The 24,069-nt window shown below is 73.9% G+C and carries 22 protein-coding genes; 11 read left to right on the forward strand and 11 right to left on the reverse strand.

Going from position 1 to position 24,069, the window contains the following annotated elements; all coding sequences use genetic code 11:
* Positions 1-50 precede the first annotated feature (50 nt).
* From KLI87_RS11705 to KLI87_RS11715, 3 genes are read left to right on the forward strand one after another with little or no spacing between them, the layout of a single operon-like run.
* Positions 51-1,118 carry an ABC transporter permease gene (locus tag KLI87_RS11705; RefSeq protein WP_214616966.1) on the forward strand — a complete coding sequence of 356 codons (1,068 nt, stop codon included), beginning with the start codon at positions 51-53 and terminating at the stop codon, positions 1,116-1,118.
* Positions 1,119-1,139: 21 nt separating this feature from the next.
* Positions 1,140-2,204: a sugar ABC transporter substrate-binding protein gene (locus KLI87_RS11710; protein WP_214616967.1), complete on the forward strand. Its 1,065-nt coding sequence runs from the start codon at positions 1,140-1,142 to the stop codon at positions 2,202-2,204.
* A 5-nt stretch (positions 2,205-2,209) separates the two neighbouring features.
* A complete protein-coding gene (locus KLI87_RS11715) occupies positions 2,210-3,715 on the forward strand; it encodes a sugar ABC transporter ATP-binding protein (RefSeq protein ID WP_214616968.1) in 1,506 nt (501 codons plus the stop codon).
* A 6-nt stretch (positions 3,716-3,721) separates the two neighbouring features.
* On the opposite strand, the gene KLI87_RS11720 is transcribed toward KLI87_RS11715, so the two are convergent.
* Positions 3,722-4,777, reverse strand: coding sequence for an SCO7460 family lipoprotein (locus KLI87_RS11720; protein WP_214616969.1), 1,056 nt, complete (start codon positions 4,775-4,777; stop codon positions 3,722-3,724).
* Positions 4,778-4,965: 188 nt separating this feature from the next.
* On the opposite strand from KLI87_RS11720, the gene KLI87_RS11725 reads away from it, so the two are divergent.
* Positions 4,966-5,733 (forward strand): hypothetical protein, encoded by a 768-nt coding sequence (locus KLI87_RS11725; protein ID WP_156217827.1) that lies wholly within the window; start codon positions 4,966-4,968, stop codon positions 5,731-5,733.
* Positions 5,734-5,913: 180 nt separating this feature from the next.
* Entirely contained in the window at positions 5,914-7,200 is a 1,287-nt protein-coding gene (locus KLI87_RS11730; protein WP_156217826.1) for a helix-turn-helix domain-containing protein, read from the forward strand.
* A gap of 10 nt (positions 7,201-7,210) precedes the next feature.
* Here KLI87_RS11730 and KLI87_RS11735 read toward each other — a convergent pair whose 3' ends face one another.
* Complete coding sequence (locus KLI87_RS11735) at positions 7,211-7,450, reverse strand: hypothetical protein (RefSeq protein WP_156217825.1); 240 nt, start codon at positions 7,448-7,450, stop codon at positions 7,211-7,213.
* A 325-nt stretch (positions 7,451-7,775) separates the two neighbouring features.
* Between KLI87_RS11735 and KLI87_RS11740 the strand changes: the two genes are divergently transcribed.
* On the forward strand, positions 7,776-8,612 hold the full coding sequence (locus KLI87_RS11740) for a 2OG-Fe(II) oxygenase (protein WP_214616970.1): 837 nt from the start codon (positions 7,776-7,778) through the stop codon (positions 8,610-8,612).
* Positions 8,613-8,767: 155 nt separating this feature from the next.
* Here the strand turns inward: KLI87_RS11740 and KLI87_RS11745 are convergent, their stop codons facing one another.
* Entirely contained in the window at positions 8,768-9,703 is a 936-nt protein-coding gene (locus KLI87_RS11745; protein ID WP_214616971.1) for a LysR family transcriptional regulator, read from the reverse strand.
* A gap of 708 nt (positions 9,704-10,411) precedes the next feature.
* On the opposite strand from KLI87_RS11745, the gene KLI87_RS11750 reads away from it, so the two are divergent.
* A complete protein-coding gene (locus tag KLI87_RS11750) occupies positions 10,412-11,611 on the forward strand; it encodes a cytochrome P450 (protein WP_214616972.1) in 1,200 nt (399 codons plus the stop codon).
* Between the two features lie 42 nt (positions 11,612-11,653).
* Here the strand turns inward: KLI87_RS11750 and KLI87_RS11755 are convergent, their stop codons facing one another.
* The 4 genes from KLI87_RS11755 to KLI87_RS11770 all read right to left on the reverse strand — a co-directional run bounded on the left by KLI87_RS11755 (position 11,654) and on the right by KLI87_RS11770 (position 14,930).
* Positions 11,654-12,397, reverse strand: a complete 744-nt coding sequence (locus tag KLI87_RS11755; RefSeq protein WP_214616973.1) for an SDR family oxidoreductase — start codon at positions 12,395-12,397, stop codon at positions 11,654-11,656.
* A gap of 131 nt (positions 12,398-12,528) precedes the next feature.
* The gene (gene sigJ / locus KLI87_RS11760) at positions 12,529-13,437 is read right to left on the reverse strand and encodes an RNA polymerase sigma factor SigJ (protein ID WP_214616974.1); all 909 of its coding nucleotides are present in this window, start codon (positions 13,435-13,437) and stop codon (positions 12,529-12,531) included.
* A 27-nt stretch (positions 13,438-13,464) separates the two neighbouring features.
* The gene (locus tag KLI87_RS11765; RefSeq protein ID WP_214616975.1) at positions 13,465-14,157 is read right to left on the reverse strand and encodes a 3-oxoacid CoA-transferase subunit B; all 693 of its coding nucleotides are present in this window, start codon (positions 14,155-14,157) and stop codon (positions 13,465-13,467) included.
* 2 nt (positions 14,158-14,159) lie between these two features.
* On the reverse strand, positions 14,160-14,930 hold the full coding sequence (locus KLI87_RS11770; protein ID WP_156217819.1) for a CoA transferase subunit A: 771 nt from the start codon (positions 14,928-14,930) through the stop codon (positions 14,160-14,162).
* 89 nt (positions 14,931-15,019) lie between these two features.
* Between KLI87_RS11770 and KLI87_RS40965 the strand changes: the two genes are divergently transcribed.
* Positions 15,020-15,910, forward strand: a complete 891-nt coding sequence (locus KLI87_RS40965; RefSeq protein ID WP_214616976.1) for a LysR family transcriptional regulator — start codon at positions 15,020-15,022, stop codon at positions 15,908-15,910.
* Here KLI87_RS40965 and KLI87_RS11780 read toward each other — a convergent pair.
* The 3 genes from KLI87_RS11780 to KLI87_RS11790 are packed head-to-tail and all read right to left on the reverse strand — an operon-like array spanning position 15,907 to position 18,702.
* Positions 15,907-16,968 (reverse strand): maleylacetate reductase, encoded by a 1,062-nt coding sequence (locus tag KLI87_RS11780; RefSeq protein WP_214616977.1) that lies wholly within the window; start codon positions 16,966-16,968, stop codon positions 15,907-15,909. The two genes, KLI87_RS40965 and KLI87_RS11780, sit on opposite strands and share 4 nt — an antisense overlap.
* A gap of 3 nt (positions 16,969-16,971) precedes the next feature.
* Positions 16,972-17,865 (reverse strand): intradiol ring-cleavage dioxygenase, encoded by an 894-nt coding sequence (locus tag KLI87_RS11785; RefSeq protein ID WP_156217816.1) that lies wholly within the window; start codon positions 17,863-17,865, stop codon positions 16,972-16,974.
* Positions 17,866-17,895: 30 nt separating this feature from the next.
* On the reverse strand, positions 17,896-18,702 hold the full coding sequence (locus KLI87_RS11790) for an IclR family transcriptional regulator C-terminal domain-containing protein (protein ID WP_156217815.1): 807 nt from the start codon (positions 18,700-18,702) through the stop codon (positions 17,896-17,898).
* 226 nt (positions 18,703-18,928) lie between these two features.
* Here KLI87_RS11790 and KLI87_RS11795 point away from each other — a divergent pair, with 226 nt between their 5' ends.
* From KLI87_RS11795 to KLI87_RS11805, 3 genes are read left to right on the forward strand one after another with little or no spacing between them, the layout of a single operon-like run.
* On the forward strand, positions 18,929-20,431 hold the full coding sequence (locus tag KLI87_RS11795) for an FAD-dependent oxidoreductase (RefSeq protein WP_214616978.1): 1,503 nt from the start codon (positions 18,929-18,931) through the stop codon (positions 20,429-20,431).
* Positions 20,428-21,759 (forward strand): amidohydrolase family protein, encoded by a 1,332-nt coding sequence (locus KLI87_RS11800; RefSeq protein ID WP_214616979.1) that lies wholly within the window; start codon positions 20,428-20,430, stop codon positions 21,757-21,759. Before KLI87_RS11795 ends, KLI87_RS11800 begins: the two co-directional genes overlap by 4 nt.
* A gap of 32 nt (positions 21,760-21,791) precedes the next feature.
* The gene (locus KLI87_RS11805; protein WP_214616980.1) at positions 21,792-22,724 is read left to right on the forward strand and encodes an alpha/beta hydrolase; all 933 of its coding nucleotides are present in this window, start codon (positions 21,792-21,794) and stop codon (positions 22,722-22,724) included.
* Between the two features lie 49 nt (positions 22,725-22,773).
* Here the strand turns inward: KLI87_RS11805 and KLI87_RS11810 are convergent, their stop codons facing one another.
* Positions 22,774-24,030 (reverse strand): nitrate/nitrite transporter, encoded by a 1,257-nt coding sequence (locus tag KLI87_RS11810; protein WP_214616981.1) that lies wholly within the window; start codon positions 24,028-24,030, stop codon positions 22,774-22,776.
* Positions 24,031-24,069: the final 39 nt, after the last annotated feature.

The following is a 24,069-nucleotide window of genomic DNA, read 5'->3' on the forward strand; positions in this document are numbered from 1 at the left end:
GCGGTGAACTTTGCCCGAAGCGTCCAGAGCGGACGAGGAAGGGGGCCGCCGTGGCAGCGGACCACCAGTCCGGGGTCGACGACAAGGTCGAATCGACACCCCGGAGCGAGGAACGGGCCGCCCCGACGGCGCTCGGCCGGATCCCCGTGCTGGCCGTCAGGGCCGGACGCGGCGAGGCGACCAGCGTGCTGATCGCCACCATCGTACTGGTGATTTTCACCAGCATTCTCCACCCGGACTTCCTGCGGCCGGGGCAGCTGCTGGACACCCTCCAGTCGTCGGTGTACGTCGGGCTCCTCGCCTGCGGCATGGCCTACCTGCTGTCGATGCGCGAGATCGACCTGTCGGTGGGCTCGACGTTCGGGCTGACGGTGATCGCGACCGGGCTGATGATGAAGCACGGCGTGCCGCCGTGGCCGGCGGCCGGGCTCGGCATCCTGCTCGGCGCGGCGCTCGGGCTCGGCAACGCGCTGATCGTCCAGTACATCGCGATCCCGGCGATCGTCGCGACGCTCGCGACGATGTCGGTCTACCGCGGGCTCGCGCTCGCGATGAGCGGCGGCCAGCAGGTGACCGAGATGCCGCTGGAGAGCTCCTTCTTCACGCTGCTCGGCGGCAAGACGCTCGGCGTCCCGACGAGCGTGTGGATCCTCGTGCTGGTCGCGGTGCTGCTGACGCTGGTGCTGCGGTTCACCCCGTTCGGGTACCGGGTGCGCTCGATCGGCTCCAACCCGGACGCGGCGTCCTTCTCCGGGATCTCGATACCGCGCGTCCGGCTCCAGGCGCTCGTGCTCGTCGGGCTGCTCGCGGGTGTGTCGGGCGTGCTCGGCCTGGCCTTCTTCACCTCCGGTGACCCGAACATCGGCACCGGGTTCGAGCTCCAGGCGATCGCCGCCGCCATCATCGGCGGCACGCCGCTGCGCGGCGGCAGCGCCACCGTCATCGGCGCCTGCCTCGGCGCCGTGCTGCTGAGCGTGGTCACCAGCGCGCTGCAGTACTTCAACATCCCCGCCAACTGGAGTGCGTTCGCGACCGGCGGGGTCATCCTCGCGGCGGTCGCGCTCGACAGCCTCGTCCGGCGCAGGCGGCGGCGAGACGACGCCCTGCTGGGACTCTGAACGGCTCTGAGGAGGGCACACGTGAGGATCAGATCGTTCGCCTTGACCACGCTGCTGATCGGCGCGGTCGCGCTGACCGGGTGCACCAGCGACTCGGGCGGGTCGGGCAAGAAGAAGACCGGGAAGCTGAAGCTCGGCTTCGTGTACGCGACGACGACGCAGAACCCGTTCCAGGAGATGGCGTTCGGCGCCAAGGCCGCGGCGGCCGCCGACGGCAAGGTCACGCTCAACGCGTCCGCGCCGACGGGGGTCAACGGGCCCGCGCAGGTGCAGCTGTTCCGCTCGGCGATCCGCAACTCCAAGGACGGGCTCGCGCTGCAGAGCCTCGCGCCCGACCTGTTCGTGCGCCCGCTCGTCCAGGCGGACGACGACGGCATCCCGACCGTCGCGGTGGACGCGGCGCCGCCCAAGGGCACCAAGACCAAGCTGTTCATCGGCAACAGCAACACCGAGGTCGGGCGGGCGCTCGGCGAGGAGTTCATCAAGCACGTCCCGAAGGGCACCCGGGGCGAGGTCGTGATCGGCAACGACATCCCCGGGCTGCGGCTGCTCTCGCAGCGCATCGACGGGCTGACCTCGGTCATCAAGAAGGAGCGGCCGGAGCTGACGATCAAGGGGCCGTTCGACTCCAAGTCCGAGCCGACCGACAACTACAACGCCTGGAACTCGATCGTGAAGGCCAACCCGAAGGCGATCGCGTTCCTCGGCGTCGGCGGCCAGGACGGCGTGTCGCTGCCGCTGATCCAGAAGCAGACCGGGCGCAAGTTCCTCGCCGGGTCCTGCGACATCGACCCGGCCGCGCTGAAGGCGGTGAAGGACGGGTCGCTGTTCGCGCTGTCCTCGCCCGAGCACTGGCTGAAGGGCTACGTGGCGCTGCAACTCATGATCGACCACCAGCGCAAGGGGACGAAGCTGCCCGAGGGCTGGTGGAACCCCGGCACGCTCGTCATCAACTCCGCCAACATCGACCAGGTGCTGGCGCGGCAGGTCAACGAGCAGAGCCGGACCGCCTACTTCAAGACGATCACGCAGGAGCAGCTCGCGAACCCGGGCAAGTACCTCAAGCCGCTCTCCCAGGCCGACTGAGCGCCATGACGGTACTCCAGGCACGCGACATCACCAAGACCTACGGCGGCGTCACGGCGCTGGCGGCCGGCACGATCAGCGTGGAGGCGGGCTCGGTGCACGCGCTCCTCGGGGAGAACGGCGCCGGGAAGTCGACCATGGTGAAGGTGCTGTCCGGGGCGATCCGCCCGGACTCGGGGACCCTGAACCTGGACGGCGAGCCCGTCGCCTTCCACGACACCGCCGACGCCGTCCGGCACGGGGTCGCGGTGGTGTCGCAGGAGCTGAACCTGTTCCCCGACCTCGACGTCCTCGCGAACCTCTACCCGCTGCGCGAGCCGCGCCGGGGGCCGTTCCTGGACCGGCGCGCGATGGCCGAGGCCGCGCGTCCGATCCTGGCGCAGCTCGGGCTGAAGGTGGACCCGCGCACGCGGGTCGGCGACCTCTCGCTCGGGCAGCGGCAGCTCGTGGAGATCGCGCGGGCGCTGCTGACCGAGCCGCGCGTCCTCGTCCTGGACGAGCCGACCTCGGCCCTCGACCAGGACGGCTCGGACCGGCTGCTCGGCATCCTCCAGGTGCTGCGCGAGCGCCAGGTCGGCGTCGTGTTCGTCTCGCACATCCTCGAAGAGGTCATGCAGCTCTGCGACGTGGTCACCGTGCTGCGGGACGGCCGCGCGGTGCTGCTCGGCGCGGACCGGGCGAGCCTCGGCATCGACGACATCGTGTCGGCGATGCTCGGCCCCCGGCCCGCCCGGGAGGCGGCGCCGCCCGCGCCGGCGCGGAGACCGGACGCCCAGGCCAAGGAGCTGCGGCTGGACTCGGTGTCGGTGGACGGCGTGATGAGCGACGTCGACCTGCGGGTCCCGGCGGGCGAGATCGTCGGTGTCGCGGGGCTGGCCGGCGCGGGCCACCTCGCGGTGCTCGAACTCGTCGCGGGGCTGCGCCGCCCGTCGCACGGGAGCGTGCGGCTGCCCGGCGACCGTCCGGTGCCGCGCGGCCTGCGCCGGGCGATCGCGGCGGGCGTCGCGGTGGTCTCGGGCGACCGGCGCGGGCGCGGGCTGATGCTCGACCAGCCGATCTGGGAGAACATCGGGCAGGTGCGCGCGATCGGGCTGCGGCGCGACGGGATCGTCGTCCGCCGCAAGGCGCTGCGGGAGCGGGCGCGCGGGCACGTCGAGCGGCTGCGCATCCGGTGCCGCGACATCGAGCAGCGGGCGGGCCTGCTGTCCGGCGGGAACCAGCAGAAGGTGGTGCTGGCCAAGTGGCTGGACGCCGCGCCCACCGTGCTGCTGCTCGACGACCCGACGCGCGGCGTGGACGTGGGCGCCAAGGCCGAGATCCACGACCTGATCCGGGGCGCGGCGGCGGACGGCGCGGTCGTCCTGCTGGCCTCGACCGACGTGGAGGAGCTCGCGGCGATCTGCGAGCGCGTCCTCGTGTTCCACCGGGGCCGGGTCGCCGCCCGGCTGTCGGGCGACGACCTGGACCAGCACGCGATCGTCCGGATCTCGAACACGGGAGAGGCGCAGTAGAAGACGTCAGTTCTGCGGCAGCCGGAGCGGGCCGTTGCCCTCGCGCACGTTCTCGACGATCGTGAGGCCGCTCACCGGGGTGCCCCGCTCGTCGACGGTCACGCGGACGGCGTGGTCGCCGAGGCAGGTGCGGCCCTGCTCGGGCCCCTCGCAGAACAGGACGTAGCCGGTGAGGCGGTCGATCCGGCCGGGCTCCAGGCGCCACACGCCGACGTAGTCGGTGACCTTGGCGTTCGGCCGCTCGGCGCGCAGCCGCTCGCCGACGGCGGCCTGGACCCGGCGGCCGAACGCCTCCCGGTCCTCGTAGGAGCGCGAGACGGCGAGCCCGGAGGTGACCGGCTCGTCGCGGTCGTCGCGGACGGTGAAGGCGGCGGTGAAGTAGGTCTTCTTGGCGAGGGCCGCCTGGAGTCTGGTCGAGGTCAGCCGGGCCAGGGTGGGACCGGAACCCTCCGCCGGGCGGCCCCGCGCCACGTCCGGCCGGACGATCCGCACGCGCAGCGCGCGGCTGCCGGCCGGCAGGCCGTAGGAGCCGTCGGAGGCGGGCGGCGACCCGTTCGCCGTGAGGGCCTTCGACCACCGCGCGGCGCACCGTCCCAGCTCGTCGAGCACGGCGGTCACGTTCTCGTTCGACAGCGACATCACGATCCACGGCTCGCCGGCCGTCGGCCCCAGGGCGATGATCTGATGGCCGCACCGTTCGAGGGAGGCGCGCAGCAGCCGGAACTCGGCGGCCTGCCTCCGGCCCTGCGCGACGGCCTTGACCAGCGCGTCCTCGCAGGACTTGCGCTCGCACGTCTTGTTCTTGCCGTCGATGCGCAGCCGCACGACCGCGTCGGGGTCGTCCTTGACGGCGAAGGTGACCTCGGATCCTGTGGTCTGCGGAAACAGCGTTCGCGCGCCGAGCACTCGCAACTGCCCCGGATAAAGGCGCTCGGCGAGTTCGCCCGCGCGCTTCCTGTCGTCGCCGGTCCCCACCGCGCATCCCCCGGCCAGCAGCGCGACGAGCGCGGCACACGAGCTCAGCGCCGACGTCCGCATCCTCGTCCTGCCCGATCCGCTCATGAATGTTCCTCACTGGGCTCCGCTGCCGCCGCGACCCACGCTATGGCCCGCACCCTTTGGACAGATGAGTACGGCTACTCATCCGGGCGCCGCCGGCGTACTCATGAGGGAAGCTGGGAGAGGACGTGTCGGCCGGCATGTCGTCGAAGAGCCGTCCGCCTAGGGTGGAGGGCGCTGGAGGTGGACCGGTGGCCGAGGAGATCACTGCGGTGCGGAGGGGCGGCGGGTCCCCTTTTCCCTGGGCTCCCCCCAGGGTGGACGGCGGGACGCGCGTCGGCGGCGAGACCGAGGTCCCGCCCGAGATCTGGGGGACCGCGAGCTTCCAGCGCTGGTACCGGGCGCAGCGGAGGGTCGGCAACATCCTTGAGGGCGCCCGCCTGGTGTGGACGTCGCGCGCCGGGCCCGGCCTCGGCGCCATCTTCTTCTGGGCCCTGCATGTGCGGGTGCGCGTGGTCGCGGAGGACAGGGTCAAGGACAACGAGATCGTGGTCTCCCGGCCCGACATCTCCTCCGTCGCGCTCTACCGGCGCGGGCCCTCGCTGGACGAGACGACGGTCGTGCTCGTCCGGGAGTTCCGCAGCCCCGCGTCCACGCCGGACGGCAACGTGCACGAACTGCCCGGCGGTTCCACGCTGCGCCCGGTGAGCCCGCTGGAGCAGGCGGCGGACGAGGTCGCGGAGGAGATCGGGCTCGCGGTCGACGCGAACCGGCTCCGCGCGCACGGCAGCCGCCAGGTCGCCGCGACCGTCTCCGCCCACCACGCGCACCTGTTCTCCGCCGAGATCACGCAGGACGAGCTCGACCGGCTCCGCGCCATGCGGGGGCGCCCCTACGGGGTCCACGGCGACTCCGAGCGCACCTGGATCGAGATCGCGACGTACCGGGAGATCCGGACGGCGCGCCTCGTCGACTGGGCGACGCTCGGCATGCTCGCGGAGGCGCTCGCTGACAACTGAGCGCGGAGGGCAGAACGCACTGGCCGGATGGTGACGCCATTGTGGCCCTGGGTTGGACGACACAGAGTCGCGGGGCGGACCCTCGTACCGTCGGCCGCGTGGGCCGCCGCTCGCGGGTGCCGACGCGCCCCGTTCCGGGCCGCCCACCGGGCACACGTCCGCCGACCGAGCGGGGGCAGCATGACCGGGCAGGAGACGGCGTTCGGGCCGGAGCTTCGCCGGCGGCGGGTGGCGGCGGGGCTCTCGCAGGCGCAGCTGGCCGCCCGGACGCACTACACCAAGGGCTATCTGAGCAAGATCGAGACGGGGCACAAGCCGCCCGGCCCCGACCTCGCGCGGCGCTGCGACGCCGTCCTGGACGCGGAGGGCGAACTCTCCGCGCTGGTCAGCAGGCCGCCGCCCGCCGCCGAGGCGGAGGACGGCGCCGGCGGTGAGACCTGGCACATCCGGCTCGCCCCGGACGGGGAGTGCCGCTTCCTCCCCGCGACCGGCGCGGCCGACGACACCACGCCGCTGTACCTCGGGCCGGGCGGCAAGGGGATGGGCGCGGCCGTCCGGGAGGACCACGCGGCACGGGCTCTGACGGCGTTCCGCGCCCAGTTCGACCAGGCCAGGCGGCTCGGGCAGTGGGCGCCCCCGGCCGCCGTGCTGCCCACGGTGATCACGCAGACGCACACGCTGCGGGGGCTCGCGGCCGCGGCCCGCGAGCCCGAGCGCGGCGAGCTGCTCTACCTCGCCGCCCGCTGCGCGGAGTTCGTCGGCTGGATGGCGCAGGAGGCGAGCGACGACCGGGCGGCCCTGTGGTGGACGCGCGAGTCCGTACGGATGGCGGCGCCCACGGGCAGCACCGTCCTGGAGGCGTACTCGCTGGTCCGCAGGGCCGAGATCGCGCTGTATCACGACGACGCCGTCCAGGTGATCGAGCTGGCGCGGCGGGCGCGGGCGCGGCCAGGCGTCCCCGCCCGCATCCGGGGCCTGGCGGCCCAGCGGGAGGCGCAGGGCCACGCCCTGTACGGCGACCACGACGGCTGCCGCCGCACCCTCGACCAGGCGGCCGAACTGCTCGCCGCGCCCCCGGCGGACGGGCCGCACGAGCCGGTCATCGGCTCCTCCACGGTCGCCAACCTCAACGTCGTCGTCACCGCCTGGTGCCTGCACGAGTTGGGCCGCTCGGAGGACGCGGCGGACCTGCTCGACCGCGAGGTGCCGCTGATCCCCGCGACCGCGCTGCGGGCGCGGCTGCGCTTCGGCGCGCGGCGTGCCCTCGCGCACGCCTCGGCGGGCGAGATCGACCAGGCCTGCCTGCTCGGCGCCGAGATCCTGGAGCAGGTGGACGTGGTGGACTCGGCGACGATCCGCACCGACCTGCGCCGCCTGGCCCGCACGCTGATCCGCTGGCAGGGGCAGGGCTCGGTGCGCGAGCTGTATCCGCGCCTCATCGCCGCGCTGCACACCGGCGCCGCCTGACCCGCCGCCCTCACTCCCCCTCCCCTCCGGACGCGCCGGGGCCGCCGTCCGGCCTGGCCCAGAGCACCGCGAGCATCACCGCGAGGGCGGCGGCGATCCCGAGGGCGGTGCCCCCGGCCACCGAGATCCGCGCCGCCGCGTCGAACTGGAGGACCAGCGCGATCGCCCCCTGCGCGCGGACCGTCGTGCCCACCATCGTCCGCGCCATCAGGCGGGCGAGCACGCGCCGCCGGGAGTGCGCCGATGCCATGGACCGGATCCGGGCCCCGACCGCCGTCCGCAACCTTCCCCGGTCCATGAGCACCCCTTCGCAGCGCGGCTTCGACCTGGTGTTGCGACCAGCCTGATCGGCGCTCGGACCGGGTCCAAGGAGTTGCCCGTGGCACACCCCGGAGGAGACGGGAAACCGCCTCCTCGCCGGTGGAATTCCCACGCCGGGTTTCCCGTCGCCCCGAACGCCGGGCGACGCATGACCGCTTCCCACCGGGAATGCCCCGTCGGCAGCATCGAATCGGGTGATCGACACCGATTCCGATCACGATGCGCTGGAAATCCGATGCTCTTTGGGGGCCATCATGCAGGTGAACACCGACCCGGCGCCAGGTTCGCTCCACGGCGGCGACGAGTATTTCCGGGCGCGTTTCGTCGAGGCCGACCGATTCGACCGCGGCGACATCTGCGCCCTGCTCAGCGGCACGGTCGCGGCCGTCGGGATCAGGCGGCTCCTCTCGCCGCTGCTCTGCGCCGAGGCCATGGCACGGCTCGACGCCGGCGCGCTCGCCCTCGACAGCTACGACCGGCGCCGGGTGCACCCGCCCGTCGCCCGCTTCGGCCCGGCCCTCAACGACTTCCGCGAGGGCGACCGGCCCGCCGCCGCCTACTGGACGCAGGCGCGGCGCGCGCGGCAGGTCCGGCGCGCCGCGCTGGGCCGCGTCGACCCCTTCGGCGCGGCGGTCGCCGGGCTGACCCGGGCGTGGGGACGCCCGCCCGCTCCCGCGCGCAACCAGGGCCGCCCGTTCTTCGCGGGGACGCTGCGCGAGATCAACGACGGCGCCCTCGTCCACTGCGACGACGTGCTCCGCGAGTACGGCCCGCACCTGTTCGACGGCGGGCCGCCGATCGCGCAGCTCGCCTTCAACGCCTGGATCTCCACGGCGCCCGAGGGCGGCACGACGCGGGTCTGGCGGCGGCGGTGGCGGCCCGGCGACGCGCCCCTGCGCAAGGGATACGGGTTCGACGAGCGCGTCGTCGCGGGCGAGCAGTGCGTCGAGGTGGCGATGGGACGCGGCGACGCGCTCCTGTTCGACTCGCGGAACTTCCACGCCGTCGACCCGAGCACCGGTGGGCGCCGCCTGGCGGTGGCGTTCTTCCTGGGGTTCGGCTGCCGGAGCGACCTCGTGATGTGGTCGTGAGCATGGCGGTGGACCCGATCTCCTGGTCCGGGCCCACCGCCTCCCCGTCCGGCCCCCTCGCGACGAGGGCCGGGGAACCCGCCGCAGCACTCCTCAGTATGCCTGCGGCAACATCAGTCACGGTGGTGGCCGACGGTTTTTTCCGTTAGAGGTACTTAATGCCGTGCCGTTACGGCTGTCCCCGTCGCCCCGCTGAGCGCCGCCGCGGCGTCCTGGAGGAACTTCAGGAAGGCGAACAGCGCGGGGTTCCGCGAGGTCTCCCGGTGCAGGGCGAAGATCGTCCGATGCTCGGCGGGCTCCAGGGGGAGCACCCGGACGCCCGGGTCGGGCCTGCGCACGAGCGAGCGCGGCACGATCGAGGCCCCGGCGCCGGCCGCCACCAGCGCCAGCGTGACCGCGTAGTCGCGCGTCTCGAACTCGACCCGCGGCTCGGCCGCCGACCGCTCGAACCCCCGGTCGAAGGCGACCCGGTGCACGTCCCCGGCCCGGCCCGAGATCAGCGGCAGGTCGGCGAGGCGTTCGAGCGTCACCGGCCCCCGGCCGAGCTCCTTGGCGTCCCGGGCCGGGACGATGGCGACGAAGGCGTCCTTCATCAGCGGCGTCCGCAGCAGCCCGGGCACCTCGGGGAGCGGGACGCCGGGGTAGGCGTGGCTGACCAGGATGTCGAGCCCGCCGGTCAGCACGTCGTCGTGCCCGCCCGGGGGCTCGACGTCCGCGAGCGAGATCCGGGGCCCGGGATGCTCGGCGCGCATCCGGGTGATCGCGGGCGTGACCAGCGTCAGCGCCGCCGTGGTGAAGCTGCCGACGCGCACCGCCCCCCTGCGCAGCTGGCCCACGTCCGCGACCGCCTGCTCGGCCTCCTCCAGCCGCCGCAGGATGTCCCTGGCCCGCTTGACGAGCTCCTGCCCCTCGGTGGTGAGCACGATGCCCGTGCGGGTGCGGATCGCCAGCGTCGCGCCGACCTCCCGCTCCAGCTTGGCGAGCTGCTGCGAGACGGCGGACGGCGTGTACCGGAGCGCCTGGGCGGTGCCCGCGATCGTGCCCTTCTCGTCCGCCGTGACCAGGATCTTCAGCCGCACCGTATCCAGCATAAGTAGACCTTAAGGCCGAAAGCGATCGCTGAGACTTCCGCTAAAGGCCATCCGCGCTCGCCCAGCGCGACCGCCGCCGCTTCTTCGCCGCCCGGGCGGCGCGGACTCGCCGTGTCCACGGGCAACATCGCCGGGCCCGCGCTGGCCGGCGTCCTGGTCGCGGCGGCCTACCCCGGGTGGGCCATCGCCGCCGGCGCCGCGACCTTCGCCGCCGGCGCCGCGCCGCTCGCCCGGCTTCGGGCGCGCCGCCGCCGGCCCGCTGGCGGCGGGGATCGGGGTTCATCGGGCGCTGGGGCTGGCGGGCACCGTCCAGGTCGTCGCGATGCTGGCCGCGCTCGCCGTTCCCGCCGTCCGGGGCCTGCCGGCCGGGGAGGAGACCCCCTCGGGGGATCTCCATGAAGGACATTCAGGAAAGGCCGTATTCGGAGGTAGAGTTAACCGATACGCGTTCAGCCGTCCGCGTCGGCGCGGGTTCGCTCCCATGTTCCGGAAGCAAGTATTTCGGCGGCGATCCACGTTATACCGTGCCAATTCCCGTGGACGCGAATATTGCGGCGAAGAGATGTACATAGGATCATGAAAGCGATACCCAGCAGGTAAATCGCACCTGGTGTTCGCGTCAGCCGAGAGTGACGCAAGGGTGATATTAGATATGGATATTTCGGGCATCGCTGGGCATACACCCACATTCTCTGTTCGGAGTCCGTCATGCCTGTCGCTCCTCCCGCCTTCCCTTTCCTGGCCGACCACGCGCTGCATCCGGCCACCGAACTCGCCGAGGCCCGCCTGAACCAGGGGCCGATCCGCATCCAGCCCCGTTACGGGGCGCCGTGCTGGCTCGTGACCCGGTACGAGGAGGCGCGTTTCGTCATGAGCAGCCCCGCGTTCAGCCGTGACCGCGAGCGCGTCGGGATCAGCCCCGAGGACGTGGCCCGGGTCACGCCCATGGAGGTGACCAGCGGCACCTTCGCCGCGCAGGACCCGCCCGACCACACGCGCCTGCGCCGCTTCATCTACCGCACCTTCACCCCGAACCGGGTGGAGGCCCTGCGGCCGGGCACCCAGGAGATCGCCGACCGGCTCGTCGGCGAGATGGCCGAGAAGGGGCCGCCGCTCGACCTCTACAAGCGGTTCGGGCTGATCCTGCCGGTGGAGGTCATCTGCAACCTGCTGGGCGTGCCCAGCTCCGACCGGGAACGTTTCACCCACTGGACGGAGGGCGTGCTGCTCTCGGAGGGGACGCCCGAGCGCGCGGCGGAGAGCGTCGAGCAGATGAACGCCTACCTGGCCGGGCAGGCCGCCCTGCGGCGGCGGCAGCCGACCGACGACCTCATCGGCGCCCTGGTGCGGGCGCGGGTCGAGGGGGACCGGCTCAGCGACGACGAGATCACGAACCTGCTGCGCATCCTGCTCGGCGCCGGGCACGAGACCACCGCCTCGCAGATCCCCAACTTCGTCTACCTGCTGCTGACCGGCGACGGCTACACGGCGCTCGTCGACCGGCCGGAGCTGGTGCGGACGGCGGTGGACGAGCTGCTGCGCTTCACGCCGCTGCTCACGCAGGGCTCGCTGGCGCGCTTCGTGCTGACCGACGTCGAGGTCGGCGGAACGCTCCTGCGCGCCGGCGACCAGGTGCTCATCGAGCTGGCCGCGGCCAACCGCGACCCGGACGCCTTCGCCGACCCCGAGACGCTGGACCTCGGCCGCAAGGACAACCCGCACATCGCCTTCGGGCACGGCCTGCACCGCTGCGTGGGGGCGTCGCTGGCGCGGATGGAGCTCCAGGTGGCGCTGGCCACGCTGACCCGGCGGCTGCCCGACCTGCGGCTCGCCCGGCCCGCCGGCGAGGTCGACTGGCTGGTCGAGCGGTTCGTCCGGCGCCCGAAGGAGCTTGAGGTCACCTGGTGAGGCGCGCGGGCGGCGGGCTCGTGCCCGCCGCCCGCCGCGGTTCTACCCGCGGCCCGGCCAGTCGGCGTAGTGGACCTCGCCGAGGACGGCGTCGCCGTTCGGCACCAGCGACAGGTCCTCCAGCTCGGTCCCGAAGTAGCGGGCGTGCGGGTCGGTGACCACCTCGCGCGGGTCGTCCCAGGCGGCGAGGGCCGCGCGGAAGAACTCGTCCATGCGGTAGCGGTCGGGCCCGGCGATCTCGACGCGGCCGTTCAGCGGCGTCCCGGCCGCGACCCGGCCGACGGCCGCCGCGACGTCGTCGCCCGCGATCGGCTGGAAGGACACCGGCGCGACCCGGACGGCGCCGTCCTCGGTGGCGTTGTCGGCGATCATCCTGGTGAACTCGTAGAACTGGGTCGCGTGCACGATCGAGTACGGGATCGGCGACTTGGCGATCAGGTCCTCCTGCGCGACCTTCGCGCGCAGGTAGCCGCTGCCCGGCAGCCGCTCGGTGCCCACCACCGACAGCGCGACATGGTGGCCGACCCCCGCCGCCTGCCCGGCGGCGAGCAGGTTGCCGGTGGCGGTGGTGAAGAACTCCAGCACGGCGGCGTCCTCGAACGACGGGGAGTTCGCCACGTCGACCACCGTGTCCGCGCCCGCCAGGACGTCGGCGAGCCCCTCGCCGGTGAGCGCGTCGACGCCGGTGCTCGGCGCCGCCCGCACCGCCTCGTGGCCGTGCTCGCGGAGCCGCGCCGCGAGCTTGGTGCCGATCAGCCCGGTACCACCGATGATCACGATCTTCATGTTGGTGCCCTTCCGTCCGCCGGGGCCCGGTCGCTCCCCGGTCGCCAGATACGACCGGGCAGCCCGCCGCCCTGTGACAGCTCCGCGGACATTTCCGCGGCAAGCCTCGCCGGGGTCGCCCTAACCGCAGGTCAGGGGTCGAAACGCCGCCGGGAACGGGCGAAGGCGGCGAGCTTGGCGGGGTTCATGACCCACAGCAACTCATAGATGCCCTCGTCCGAGACCGACGACGTCACCAGCAGGAGGTCGGTGCCCTCCCGGGAGAGCAGCACCCCCGGCGCGCCGTTGACCTCGACGGCCTCGGCGTCGGCGTCCGGCCAGAACCGGGGCAGGGCCGAGCACAGCGCCGCCACGCGCTCGGCGCCGGCCACCGGGGTCCGGGCGGCGCCCCTGGCGCCGTCGCCGTCGGCATGGCTGACGGCGTCGGCGGTCAGCATGCTCTCCAGCGCGGCGACATCGCCGCGCTGCGCCGCCGCGACGAACGCCTCCAGCAGGCGGCGGTGCTCGGCGCGGCCGACCCGCTCGCGCCGCCGCGCCGCCAGCCGCTTGCGGGCCCGGCTGACGATCTGCCGGGTGTTGGCCTGGGTGAGCCGGAGGATCTCGGCGATCTGCGCGTAGGGGTAGTCGAACGCCTCGCGCAGGACGTAGGCGGCGCGCTCGGTCGGGGTCAGCTTCTCCAGCAGGAGCAGGACGGCGAACTCCAGCGCCTCGGCCCGCTCGGCGCCCACCGCCGGGTCATGGCTGGTGTCGACGGGCTCGGGCAGCCACGGCCCGACATAGGTCTCGCGGCGCGACCGGGCGGACCGCGCGACGTTGATCGCGAGCCGGGTCGTGGTCCGCGCGAGGAAGCCCGCGGGGTCGAGCACGACGGAGCGGTCGGTGCCCTGCCACCGGACCCAGGTCTCCTGGACGACGTCCTCGGCCTCGACCACGCTCCCGAGCACGCGGTAGGCGATGCCGAACAGGTGCGGGCGCAGCGCGGCGAACGCGGCGGCGGCCTCGTCGAGCGCGCCGTCCGGTGATGCCTGCTCGGAGTGCACCCGCCGACCCCCGTGCGTCGTGGGCGCTCAGCCTATCGGGAGCTTGGGCCGTTCCGGGGGGTGCGGGGGGTCGTCCCCCCGCAGGAGACCGGCCCCGGTCAGCGGGGCACCGGTCGCGTCCCGGACGTCCCGGGCGCTCACCCCGGGCGCCGTCTCGACCAGCGCGAACGCGCCGTCGGCCACGTCCAGCACGGCCAGGTCGGTGATCACGCGGGACACGACCGCGCGGCCGGTCAGCGGCATCGCGCAGTCCGCGACGAGCTTGGGCGAGCCGTCCTTCGCGCGGTGCTCCATCAGCGCGAGGACGCGCTTCGCGCCGTGCACGAGGTCCATCGCGCCGCCCATGCCCTTGACCATCCGGCCGGGGATCATCCAGTTGGCGAGGTCGCCGCGCGCGGACACCTGCATCGCGCCGAGCACGGCGACGTCGATGCGCCCGCCCCGGATCATCGCGAAGCTGGTCGGGGAGTCGAAGAACGCCGCGCCGGGCAGCACGGTGACGGTCTCCTTGCCCGCGTTGATCAGGTCGGGGTCGGCCTCGTCGTCGTAGGGGTAGGGGCCGGTGCCGAGGATGCCGTTCTCGGCGTGCAGGACGACGCCGTGCCCGTCCGGGAGGTGGTTGGGAATGAGGGTCGGCAGCCCGATGCCGAGGTTCACGTACTGGCCGTCGCGCAGTTCGGCCGCGGCGCGCGCCGCCATCTGCTCGTGGGTCCACGGCATGGTCATCCTCCTGCGGGGCGGGGGCGGACGGTCCGCTTCTCGATCGACTTCTCGGCCGCCTGGGCCGGGGTGAGCGCGACGACGCGGTCGACGAACACGCCGGGGAGGTGCACCGCGTCGGGGCCGATCTCGCCGGGCTCGACGAGCCGCTCGGTCTCCAGCACGGTGAGCCGCCCGGCCATCGCGGCGGCGGGGTTGAAGTTGCGGGCGGCGGCGTGGAAGACCGCGTTGCCGTGCCGGTCGGCGACCGCCGCGCGGACGAGCGCGACGTCGGTGACGATCCCCTCCTCAAGGACCATCTCCCGGCCGCCGAAGACCCGCACCTCCTTCGGGCGTGAGGTCACGGCGGGCGTCCCGTCCGGGTGGTAGCGCAGCGGCAGGCCGCCGTCGGCGACCACCGTGCCGACCCCGGCGGGGGTGTAGAAGGCGCCGATCCCGGCGCCGCCCGCGCGCAGCCGCTCGGCGAGCGTGCCCTGCGGGGTCAGCTCGACCTCCAGCTCGCCCGCGAGGAACTGGCGGCCGAACTCGCGGTTCTCCCCGATGTAGGACGCGACCACGCGGCTGATCCGTCGCTTCTCCAGCAGCAGGCCGAGGCCCGCGCCGTCCACGCCGCAGTTGTTCGACACGATCGTGAGCCCGTCGGCGCCCTGCTCCAGCAGCGCCTCGATGAGGAAGCGCGGGATGCCCGCGAGGCCGAACCCGCCGACCGCCACGCTCGCGCCGGACGGGACGTCGGCGACGGCCTCCGCCGCGGTCGCGATCACCTTGTCCATGGCCCCGACCCTAGGCCGCTTGATTCATATGTTCCAATATAAATAAGTTAGTCGTGTGATATGCAATCGGTCTTAATCGGGAGGTCCGGATGGAGCTGCGGCGCCTGCGGTACTTCGTGGCCGTCGCGGACGAGGGCCACTTCGGGCGGGCGGCCGAGCGGCTGCACATCGCGCAGCCGCCGCTGTCCCTCCAGATCAAGAAGCTGGAGGGCGAGGTCGGCGTGACGCTGCTCGACCGCTCGACCCGGCGGGTGGCGCTCACCCCGGCGGGTGAGCGGTTCCTCGGGCGCGCGAGGGCGATCCTGGCCTCGGTGGAGGACGCGCGGGCCGAGGCCGTCCGGGTCGCGGCGGGCGAGGTCGGGCGCGTGTCGATCGGCTTCATCGGGACCGCGACCTACGCGATGCTGCCCGCGCTCGCCCGCCGGCTGCGCGCCGAGCTGCCGGGCGTCGAGCTGGACCTCAAGGGCGAGATGCTCACCCCCGACCAGGCCGACGCGCTGCGCGAGGGCAGGCTCGACCTCGCCGTCGTCCGGACGCCGCTCCCGGGCACCGAGCTGGACGTGCGCCCCTTGCGCCGCGAACGGCTGATCGTCGCGCTGCCCGAGGGCCATCCGCTCGCCGACGGAACCGACGTCGATCTGCGGAACCTGCGCGAGGACCACTTCCTGAGCTACCCGTCCCGGCACCGGTCGGTGATCCGCGACGCGGTGCTGGAGGCGTGCCGCCGCGCGGGCTACCGGCCGCGCCTGGTGCAGGAGGTCGCGGAGACCTCGACGCTGCTCGTCTTCGTCGCCGCCGGGCTCGGGGTCGCGCTGGTCCCGGAGTCGGTGCGGTACCTGCCGCTTCCCGGCGTGGTTTTCCGCCCGCTGACCGGCAGCCCCGTGCATGTGGAGTTGGCCGTCGCCACCCGGGACGGCGAGGCGTCGCCGCTGGTCGCGCGCGTGCGGGCCACGCTGCTGGCGATGTACCGGGAGACCTAGGGGGCCTCGCCGCTCCAGGCGGCGCGGAGCAGGCGCGTCACGCCGTCGAGGGTGAGGGGCGCGGGGTTGGCGGGCCGGGCGTCCACGACCTGCGCGGCGATGGGCTCGATGTCGCCCTCCGCCATGCCCAGCTCACGCAGCGAGCGCGGCGCGCCGAGCGAGCCCGCCAGATCGTGGAGGCGGCGCGCGGGGTCCGCGGAGTCCAGCGCCCGCGACAGCGCCTCGACCGCCTCGGGCGCCGAACCCTGGTTGTAGGCGAGCGCGTACGGCAGGACGACCGTGTGGGTCGGCGCGTGCGGGAGGTCGAGCGTCCCGCCGAGCGCGTGGCACACCTTGTGGTGCAGCCCCGTCGTCGTGCCGGCGAGGCACGCTCCGCACAGCCACGACGCGTACAGCGCCCGCGTCCGGGCGTCGAGGTCGGCGCCGTCCGCGGCGACCCCGGGCAGCGCGCCCGCCATCGCCCGCACGCCCTCCACCGCCATCAGCGAGGTCAGCGGCGACCGGTCGGGCGCGTACAGCGCCTCGACCGCGTGCGCGACGGCGTTGAAACCGCTGGTCACCGACACCTCGACCGGCAGGTCGAAGGTCAGGTCCGGGTCGTACAGGACGCTTTTGGGCAGCACCCGCGCGTCGCTGCCGGTCCGCTTGCGGCCGTTCTCGGTGAGGCCCCACCCGGGGGTCATCTCCGAGCCCGAGTATGTCGTCGGGACCGCGACCACCGGCAGGCCGTGCTCCAGCGCGACGGCCTTCCCGAGCCCGATCGCCGACCCGCCGCCGACGGCCACGCAGCAGTCCGCGCCGAGCCGCGCGGCCTCGTCGCGGGCCCGCCGCGCCACCTCCACCGGGACGTGCATGCGCGCCTCGGCGAGCACCCCGGCGGCCCGGTCGCCCAGCGCGTCCGCGACGGCCCGCCCCTCCCCGGGCCGCCTGGGCGAGCAGAGCACGAGGGCGCGGCGGGCCCCCAGCCGGTCGACCTCGTCCGGCAGGGACGCGAGGGAGCCGGAGCCGAACCGCACCCGCATCGGCAGGGCGTCGTAGGAGAAGGACGTCTGGAACATGGGTCAGTCTTCCTGTGCGTGAGCGTCATCGGGGCGGAGGACGACGTCGAAGTTCACCGTCCGGAACGGGTTGGGCAGCCCCGCCCGCGCCGCGCGCTCCGGGTCGTCGACCACGGGGAACTCGCGGACCAGGCTGGGCTTGACCCCGAACACCGCGTCGGAGCCTATGTAGGGCGTGTCCGCGACGAACAGGTGGGTGGTCAGCGTCCGGTATCCGGGCGCCGACACCTCGAAGTGGATGTGCGCCGGACGGTTCGGATGCCGCGCCGTCGCCTCCAGCAGCCTGCCGACCGGGCCGTCCTGCGGGATCGGGTAGTGGCGCGGGACGATCGAGCGGAATCGGAACCGGCCCTCCGCGTCGGCCGTGAACAGGCCGCGCAGGTTCAGCGGGGGCTGGACGTCCGGCTGCTGAACGTCGTAGTAGCCCTCGTCGTTGGCCTGCCACACATCGACGGTGGCACCGGGGACCGGGCGGCCGTCCGCGCCGGTCACGCTCCCGGTGACCAGGCACGGCGTGCCCTTCCCGTCCTCGGCGATGTCGGCGCCCGGCTCGCGCGGCGGCGAGGCGACCATGTGGAAGGGGCCCTCGACCGTGGACTCGGTGAGCCCGCCGCCCGCCCGGTTGTTGATCGTCTCGACCAGCATCGAGACGCCGAGGACGTCGGAGAGCAGGATGAACTCCTGCCGGGTGTCCGTGCACGCCTGCCCGGTCTCGGTGAGGAACCCGACCGCCGCCGCCCACTCCTCCTCGGTCAACCCGACGTCCTTGACGAAGTCGTGCAGATGCCGGACGAGCGAGCCGAGCACGTGCCGCAGCCGCGGATCGGGCGTCGCCTCGAAGCTGGCCGCCACCACCTCCGCCGACCGCCCCTCACTGAACAACTCCGCCGAATCCATGGTCACCTTTCGAGTAGGGCGCGGGCCCGGTCACGTCCGGCGGACGGACCGCTGCGGCGCGGCGTGGATCAGCTCGTAGTCGCGCCCGATCGCACCGGTCGCCCGCAGCAGCAGCGGCAGCAGGTCCTCGACCAGCTCGCGCGGGCCGACCTCGGCGGCCAGCGCCGCGACGTTGACGGCCGCGACCGTCCGGCCGTCGCCGTCGCGCAGGGGCGCGGCGACCGACCGGATGCCGGGCGCCACCTCCCCGTCGGTCGACGCCCAGCCCCGGGCGCGCACCTCCCGCAGCTCGGCCTCGACCTCCGCCACCGGTCTCCGGCGGTGCGCCCGGTGCGGTGACCGGGTCTCGGTGCGCAGCGCCGCCCGCAGGGCGCCGTCGCCCAGGGACGCGAGGAGCACCTTGCCGAGCGCCGTGCTCGCCGCCGGGAGGCGCATGCCCACCTTGATGTTGACCGCGACCACCTTCGGGACCTCGACGCGCGCGACGTAGATGATGTCGGACCCGTCCAGCTCGGCGACGGACGCCGCCTGGTCGGTGCGTTCCACGAGCTCGCGCAGGTGCGGGAGCGCGACCTCCCACAGCCCGGACGAGAGCGTGTAGGCGACGCCGAGCTCCAGGACGCGCGGCGTCAGCACGACCCCCTCGGGCGACGTGCGCGCGTACCCCAGGGTTTCGAGCGTGCGCACGATGCGGCGCGCGGTCGGCCGGGCGAGCCCGGTCGCGGTGGCGATCTCGGTGAGCGACATCGGCACGGGGCGCGAGCCGAAGCATCTGAGGACGTCGAGGCCGCGCGCCAGGGCCTCGACGAAGTCCGGGCCGGCGTCCTCGCGCGGCATGGGGCTCCCTTCCGGCCGGGGTGCGGGCCCGACCGCTGTCCGGTCGGGCGCCCGTATTCGCAACGCCGACTATGCCGCCGACATTCTCGCAGTTCAAGTGCATGAGCATTCAATGAACGACCCGATTGACCGGCGCCGTCCACCGTCCGATGCTGCGGGCACGCGGCGGTGATGACCGCATGCCGGTCGATCAGCCGTACAACGGTCGCTCCAGTGGAGGCAGTACATGTCGAACAGCGCCACGTCCGCCGACGTCGTCGTCATCGGCGGCGGACCCGCGGGCCTGACGGTCGCGGCCGAGGCCGCGCGCGCCGGGGCCCGCGTCATCGTGGTGGAACGCCGCACGGGCGACACCCATTCGCGGGCCGGGGTGATCCAGCCGCGCGTGCTGGAGCTGTTCGACGCCCGCGGGCTGATGGGCCGGTTCCGGGCGGCGGCGCAGCGGTGGCGGCCCGACTTCGAGGTGCCGCGCTACATCTACGCGGGGCTGAGCGGGCTGCGCTACGACCTGCTGGACAGCAGGTTCCCCTACGCGCTGATCCTGCCGCAGACGACCACCGAGCACCTGCTCGCGGAATGGGCCGTGGAGCAGGGCGCCGACCTGCGCCGGGGCGTCGACTACACCGGGCACACCGACACCGGCGACGGCGTCGTGGTCACCGCCCTGGACGCCGACGGCGGCGCCCTCGAACTCACCGCGTCCTACCTGGTGGGGGCCGACGGGGCGCGCAGCCTCGTCCGCGACACGACCGGCATCCCGTTCGAGGGCCGCAAGACGGCGATGACCGCCGTCGCGGTGGACGCGGACCTGCCCTTCCCCTGGGAGGCGTCCATGCGGATGAAGCGCAACGGGCACGGCTGGGTGCTCGCCTATCCCTTCGGCCGGGGGATCACCCGGTTCATCATCGTCGCCGAGCACCGCCGGAACGTCCACAAGACCGAGCCGGTCACGATGGAGGAGGTCCGGGAGTCGCTGCGGCTGATCTTCGGGAGCGACTTCGGGGTGGCCTCGGCGCGCTGGCTGTCGCGCTACGGCGACGCGCACCGCATGGTCCCCGGGTTCCGGCGCGGGCGGGTCCTGCTCGCCGGTGAGGCGACCCGCGTGCACTATCCGGCCAGCGGCATCGGGATGAACTACTGCATCCAGGACGCGTTCAACCTCGGTTGGAAACTCGGCTGGGCCGCGACGGGCCGCGCGTCCGACGCGCTGCTGGACACTTACGACGACGAGCGGCACCCGGTGCTGCGGGCCCTGATGGACGACGTCGCCGCCCAATGCGCCCTGCACTTCGACTTCTCCCCCGCCGGGATGGCGCTGAAGGAGCTGTTCGAGCGGGAGCTGGTGCCGATCCCCGAGGTCAACGCCGTGCTGCGGAACCGGCTGAGCGGTTTCGGCACGTCCTACCACCGCGACGCCGACGCCCACGCTGCCGACGGAACCCGCGTGAGCGACTTCCCGCTCGTCTCCCCCGCGGAGGCGACCTACACCCGCGTCGCCCAGGACTCCGGTTTCGTCCTCGCCGACGTGCCCGGCGCGCCGCGGTCGCTGCCCGCCGGGATCACCGCCGTGACCGCGTCCGCCGCCGACCTCGCGCGGAGCTTCGGCGCGGCGGCGGTGCTGATCCGTCCCGACGCCTACGTGGCGCGGGCCTGGGCCGAGCGGCCCGGCGACGAGGAGGTCGCCGCCGCCTACGGCGCGGCGACGCGACCGGAGCGGGAGCGGGCATGAGCGGGCGCCTCCTCATCGAGAACGGCTGGGTCGTCACCGGCGACCCGGCGCTCGGCACGGTCGCGGGCTGCGACGTCCTGGTCGAGGACGGCCTGATCAGCGCCGTCGGCCCCGGGCTGCGCGGGCGGGCGGAGCCCGAGGTGATCGACGCGGGCGGCATGCTCGTGTTCCCCGGGCTGGTCGACACGCACAAGCACACGTGGCAGTCCGCCGTCCGGCACCGGTGCGCCGAACTCGACCTGCCCGCCTACTTCGGGGAGATGTTCGGACGGCTCGGCCCGCTGTACCGGCCCGAGGACGTCTACGCCGGGAACCTGCTCGGCGCGCTGTCGGCCATCGACGCGGGCACGACCACGCTGATGGACTGGTCCCACGTCCAGAACTCGCCCGAGCACGGCGAGCGGGCCGTCGCGGCGCTGCGCGACAGCGGGATCCGCGCGGTCTTCGGGCACGGCTGGCCGCTCGTGGACCTCCCGGCGTGGATCTCGGGCAGCGACCGCCCGCACACCGGCGACGTCCGGCGGATCCGCCGCGAACTGCTGCCGGACGACGACGGCCTGGTCACCCTGCACCTCGCCGGGCGCGGGCCCGAGCTCTCCACGCTCGCGGCGACCCGCGCCGACCTCGCGATGGCGCGCGACCTCGGCATCCGCGTCTCGATCCACATGGGGTGCGGGCGGGAGTTCGGCGCCATGGCGGCCATCGCGCAGATGGAGCGGGCGGGGCTGCTCGGCCCGGACCTGAACTTCGTGCACTGCGGCGAGTCGTCCGACGACGAGTTCGCGATGATCGCGGACAGCGGCGGGACGGTCGCGCTCGCGCCGCAGCACGAGCAGGCCCTCCCCGGCATCGGCCACACCCCGATCGACCGGGTGCGCGCGTTCGCGATCACGGCCGGGCTGAGCACCGACACCGAGACCGCCGGGGCCGCCGACCTGTTCACGCAGATGCGGGCGGCCCTCGCCGCGCACCGCAACCAGCTCGCCGAGGGCCGCTCGCGGTTCGCCGACCGGGTCGGGCCGTTCACCGTCGCCGAGGTCTTCGCGATGGCGACCCAGGGCGGCGCCGACACGCTCGGGCTCGGCGACCGCGTCGGCAGCCTGACCCCCGGCAAGCGCGCGGACGTCATCCTCGTCCGCGCGGGCGACCCCAACCTGTTCCCCGTCACCGATCCGGTGGCCGCGCTGGTCACCGCCGCGCACCCCGGCAACGTCGACACCGTCCTCGTGGACGGCGTCGTCCGCAAGCGGGCCGGCGCGCTCACCGGCGACCGCTACGACCGCGCCCGGGAGCTGGCGCTGGCCTCCCAGCGCCGCCTCCTCGGCTGACCCTCCCACCCGTTCCGCTCCGAAAGGCCGCCATGTCACTCGACCCCGCCGTCGCAGGGTTCCTGTCCGCGCTGCGCTCCGCCGGCGCGCCGCCCGGCTTCGCCGGCACCCCCGCCGAGATGCGCGAGCGCATGCGCGCCGCGATCGAGGGGAACTGGGACCCCGCGCGGTTCGCCCCCGTGGGGAGCGTCGACGACGTGGTCGTCGCCGGGCTGCGCCTCAAGGTCGTCCGGCCGGTCGCGGACGGGCGAGAGCCCGTCCCGACCGTCCTGTACTTCCACCCCGGCGGCTTCATCACGGGCAGCACCCACCTCATGCAGGACGTCGCGCGGCGCCTCTCGCACGACCTCGGCGCCTGCGTGGTCTCCGTCGGCTACCGGCTCGCGCCGGAGAACCCGTTCCCGGCCGCGGTGCGGGACGCGGCGGCCGCGCTGCGCTGGGTCCACGAGTCGATCGGCGACCTCGGCGGCGATCCCGCGCGGGTCGGTCTCGCCGGGGAGAGCTCGGGCGCCAACCTCGCGGCGGTCACGGCGCTGCGGGCGCGCGGGGAGGGCCTCCCGGTCGCGGGCCAGTTGCTCGCCTCGCCGGTGACGAACCTCGCGGCCCGGTACCCCTCCGTCGACCAGAACGCCGACGGCTACTTCCTGACGCGCGACGACCTGGACGTCATCAGAACCCTCTACCTCGGCGGCGACGAGGCGCTCGCCGCCGACCCGCGGGTGTCCCCGGCCCTGGCACCCGACCTGTCCGGCGCCGCCCCGGCGGTGGTCGGGGTGGCGGGCTTCGACCCGCTCCGCGACGACGGCACCGTGTACGCGGCGCGGCTCCTGGAGGCGGGCGTCCCCACCGCGCTGCGCGTCTACCCGGGCCTCATCCACCCGTTCTTCGGCATGCCGGGCCTGTCCCCCGCCGCCGACGCGGCCGTCTCCGAGCTGACCGGGCTCCTCGGAGACCTGCTCGGCTGACCCGGAACACCGAAGGCCCGCCCCCTGAGGGGGCGGGCCTTCGCGCTGGTCAGGGGAGGACGGCCTCGCCGCCCGCGTCCGGAGCGTCCCGCGCGGCCGCCGCCCCGGCCGCGCGGGGGGCGGTCTCGCGGATCAGCAGGGCCACCGCGGCGAGCACCAGCGGCGCCGCGCCGTACAGCAGCAGGGCGTCCGCGAGGTCGCCGGTCGCGTCGGCGACCGCGCCGCCGATCTGCGGTCCGAGCGCCCCGCCCACCGTCTCGCCCACGGCGATCTGGAGGGCGAACGCCGTGGCCATCAGCTCGCGCGGCACCGACTCGCCGGGCACCACGTAGGTGACGAGCGTCAGCGACCCGCCCGCCACCAGCCCGACGACCAGCGACACCAGGAGCATCGGCACCGAATGGGCGAACACCACGAAGCACACCGGCACGAGCCCACTGGCGATGGCGGCGGCGAACAGCGCCGGTCTGCGTCCGACGCGGTCCGACACGGCCGGGGCGAGGACGCTGCCGAGCGCGATGGCGCAGCCGTAGGCGGTGAGGACGAGCGTCGCGGCGCCCCGGGAGAGCCCCTCGTCGTGGAGGTAGGAGGGCGCGAACGTGCCGAACCCGATGCTGGAGCCGATGCAGACGGTCGAGCCGAGGAGGGTCAGCGGGACGTTGCGGTCGGCGAACAGGCGCCGGAAGTCGCGCGCCCTGACGCGCGGGGCGTCCTCGCCGGACGGGCCGCCCTCGCGCATGAAGACCGCGACGAGGGCCGCGACCGCGAGGCCCGGGACGGCGACCAGCGGGAACGCGAGCCGCCAGCCCCATGCGGCGGCGAGGCCGATCATGATGCCGGGCGCCAGCGCGCTGCCGATGAGCAGCGTCCCGGCGATGACGACGCCCATGTCGCGCCCGCGCCGCTCCGGCGGGGACGACCGGGCGACCGCGCCCTGGATCAAAGGCAGGGCGGGACCCTCGCAGAAGCCGATGAGCGCGCGGAGCAGCAGCATCGTCCCGTAGTTCGGGGCGAGCCCGATCAGCCCGACCGAGCAGGAGAACAGCACCAGGCTCGCGACGATCATCCATTTCGTCCTGCCGCCGAGCCGGTCGGAGACGGCGGAGAAGATGAGGCTGGAGACCGCCCACGCCACCGCCGTGACCGAGACCAGTGCCCCGAGGCGGCTGTTGCTCAGATGCAACTCCTCGCCGATCTGCGGGAAGAGGAAGGTGATGCCGAAGCGGTCGAGGAAGACGATCCCGGCCGCGAAGAACATGATGAGGACGAGGGTGTTCTGCCGATGGGCACGCCTGATGGCGGACATGAAAAGACTCCCCATGGGTTGGACCGGGACATGTGCGGG

Source organism: Actinomadura sp. NEAU-AAG7, assembly GCF_018603865.1.
GTDB lineage: Bacteria > Actinomycetota > Actinomycetes > Streptosporangiales > Streptosporangiaceae > Spirillospora > Spirillospora litoris.

What these genes read in the sequence shown, in the direction of transcription:
- KLI87_RS11715 (WP_214616968.1), top strand. Translation starts at nt 2,210, where the DNA reads ATGACGGTACTCCAGGCACGCGACATCACCAAGACCTACGGCGGCGTC.
- KLI87_RS11720 (WP_214616969.1), bottom strand. Translation starts at nt 4,777, where the DNA reads ATGAGCGGATCGGGCAGGACGAGGATGCGGACGTCGGCGCTGAGCTCG.
- KLI87_RS11730 (WP_156217826.1), top strand. Translation starts at nt 5,914, where the DNA reads ATGACCGGGCAGGAGACGGCGTTCGGGCCGGAGCTTCGCCGGCGGCGG.
- KLI87_RS11735 (WP_156217825.1), bottom strand. Translation starts at nt 7,450, where the DNA reads ATGGCATCGGCGCACTCCCGGCGGCGCGTGCTCGCCCGCCTGATGGCG.
- KLI87_RS11740 (WP_214616970.1), top strand. Translation starts at nt 7,776, where the DNA reads ATGCAGGTGAACACCGACCCGGCGCCAGGTTCGCTCCACGGCGGCGAC.
- KLI87_RS11745 (WP_214616971.1), bottom strand. Translation starts at nt 9,703, where the DNA reads ATGCTGGATACGGTGCGGCTGAAGATCCTGGTCACGGCGGACGAGAAG.
- KLI87_RS11750 (WP_214616972.1), top strand. Translation starts at nt 10,412, where the DNA reads ATGCCTGTCGCTCCTCCCGCCTTCCCTTTCCTGGCCGACCACGCGCTG.
- KLI87_RS11755 (WP_214616973.1), bottom strand. Translation starts at nt 12,397, where the DNA reads ATGAAGATCGTGATCATCGGTGGTACCGGGCTGATCGGCACCAAGCTC.
- KLI87_RS11765 (WP_214616975.1), bottom strand. Translation starts at nt 14,157, where the DNA reads ATGCCGTGGACCCACGAGCAGATGGCGGCGCGCGCCGCGGCCGAACTG.
- KLI87_RS11770 (WP_156217819.1), bottom strand. Translation starts at nt 14,930, where the DNA reads ATGGACAAGGTGATCGCGACCGCGGCGGAGGCCGTCGCCGACGTCCCG.
- KLI87_RS40965 (WP_214616976.1), top strand. Translation starts at nt 15,020, where the DNA reads ATGGAGCTGCGGCGCCTGCGGTACTTCGTGGCCGTCGCGGACGAGGGC.
- KLI87_RS11780 (WP_214616977.1), bottom strand. Translation starts at nt 16,968, where the DNA reads ATGTTCCAGACGTCCTTCTCCTACGACGCCCTGCCGATGCGGGTGCGG.
- KLI87_RS11785 (WP_156217816.1), bottom strand. Translation starts at nt 17,865, where the DNA reads ATGGATTCGGCGGAGTTGTTCAGTGAGGGGCGGTCGGCGGAGGTGGTG.
- KLI87_RS11790 (WP_156217815.1), bottom strand. Translation starts at nt 18,702, where the DNA reads ATGCCGCGCGAGGACGCCGGCCCGGACTTCGTCGAGGCCCTGGCGCGC.
- KLI87_RS11795 (WP_214616978.1), top strand. Translation starts at nt 18,929, where the DNA reads ATGTCGAACAGCGCCACGTCCGCCGACGTCGTCGTCATCGGCGGCGGA.
- KLI87_RS11800 (WP_214616979.1), top strand. Translation starts at nt 20,428, where the DNA reads ATGAGCGGGCGCCTCCTCATCGAGAACGGCTGGGTCGTCACCGGCGAC.
- KLI87_RS11805 (WP_214616980.1), top strand. Translation starts at nt 21,792, where the DNA reads ATGTCACTCGACCCCGCCGTCGCAGGGTTCCTGTCCGCGCTGCGCTCC.
- KLI87_RS11810 (WP_214616981.1), bottom strand. Translation starts at nt 24,030, where the DNA reads ATGTCCGCCATCAGGCGTGCCCATCGGCAGAACACCCTCGTCCTCATC.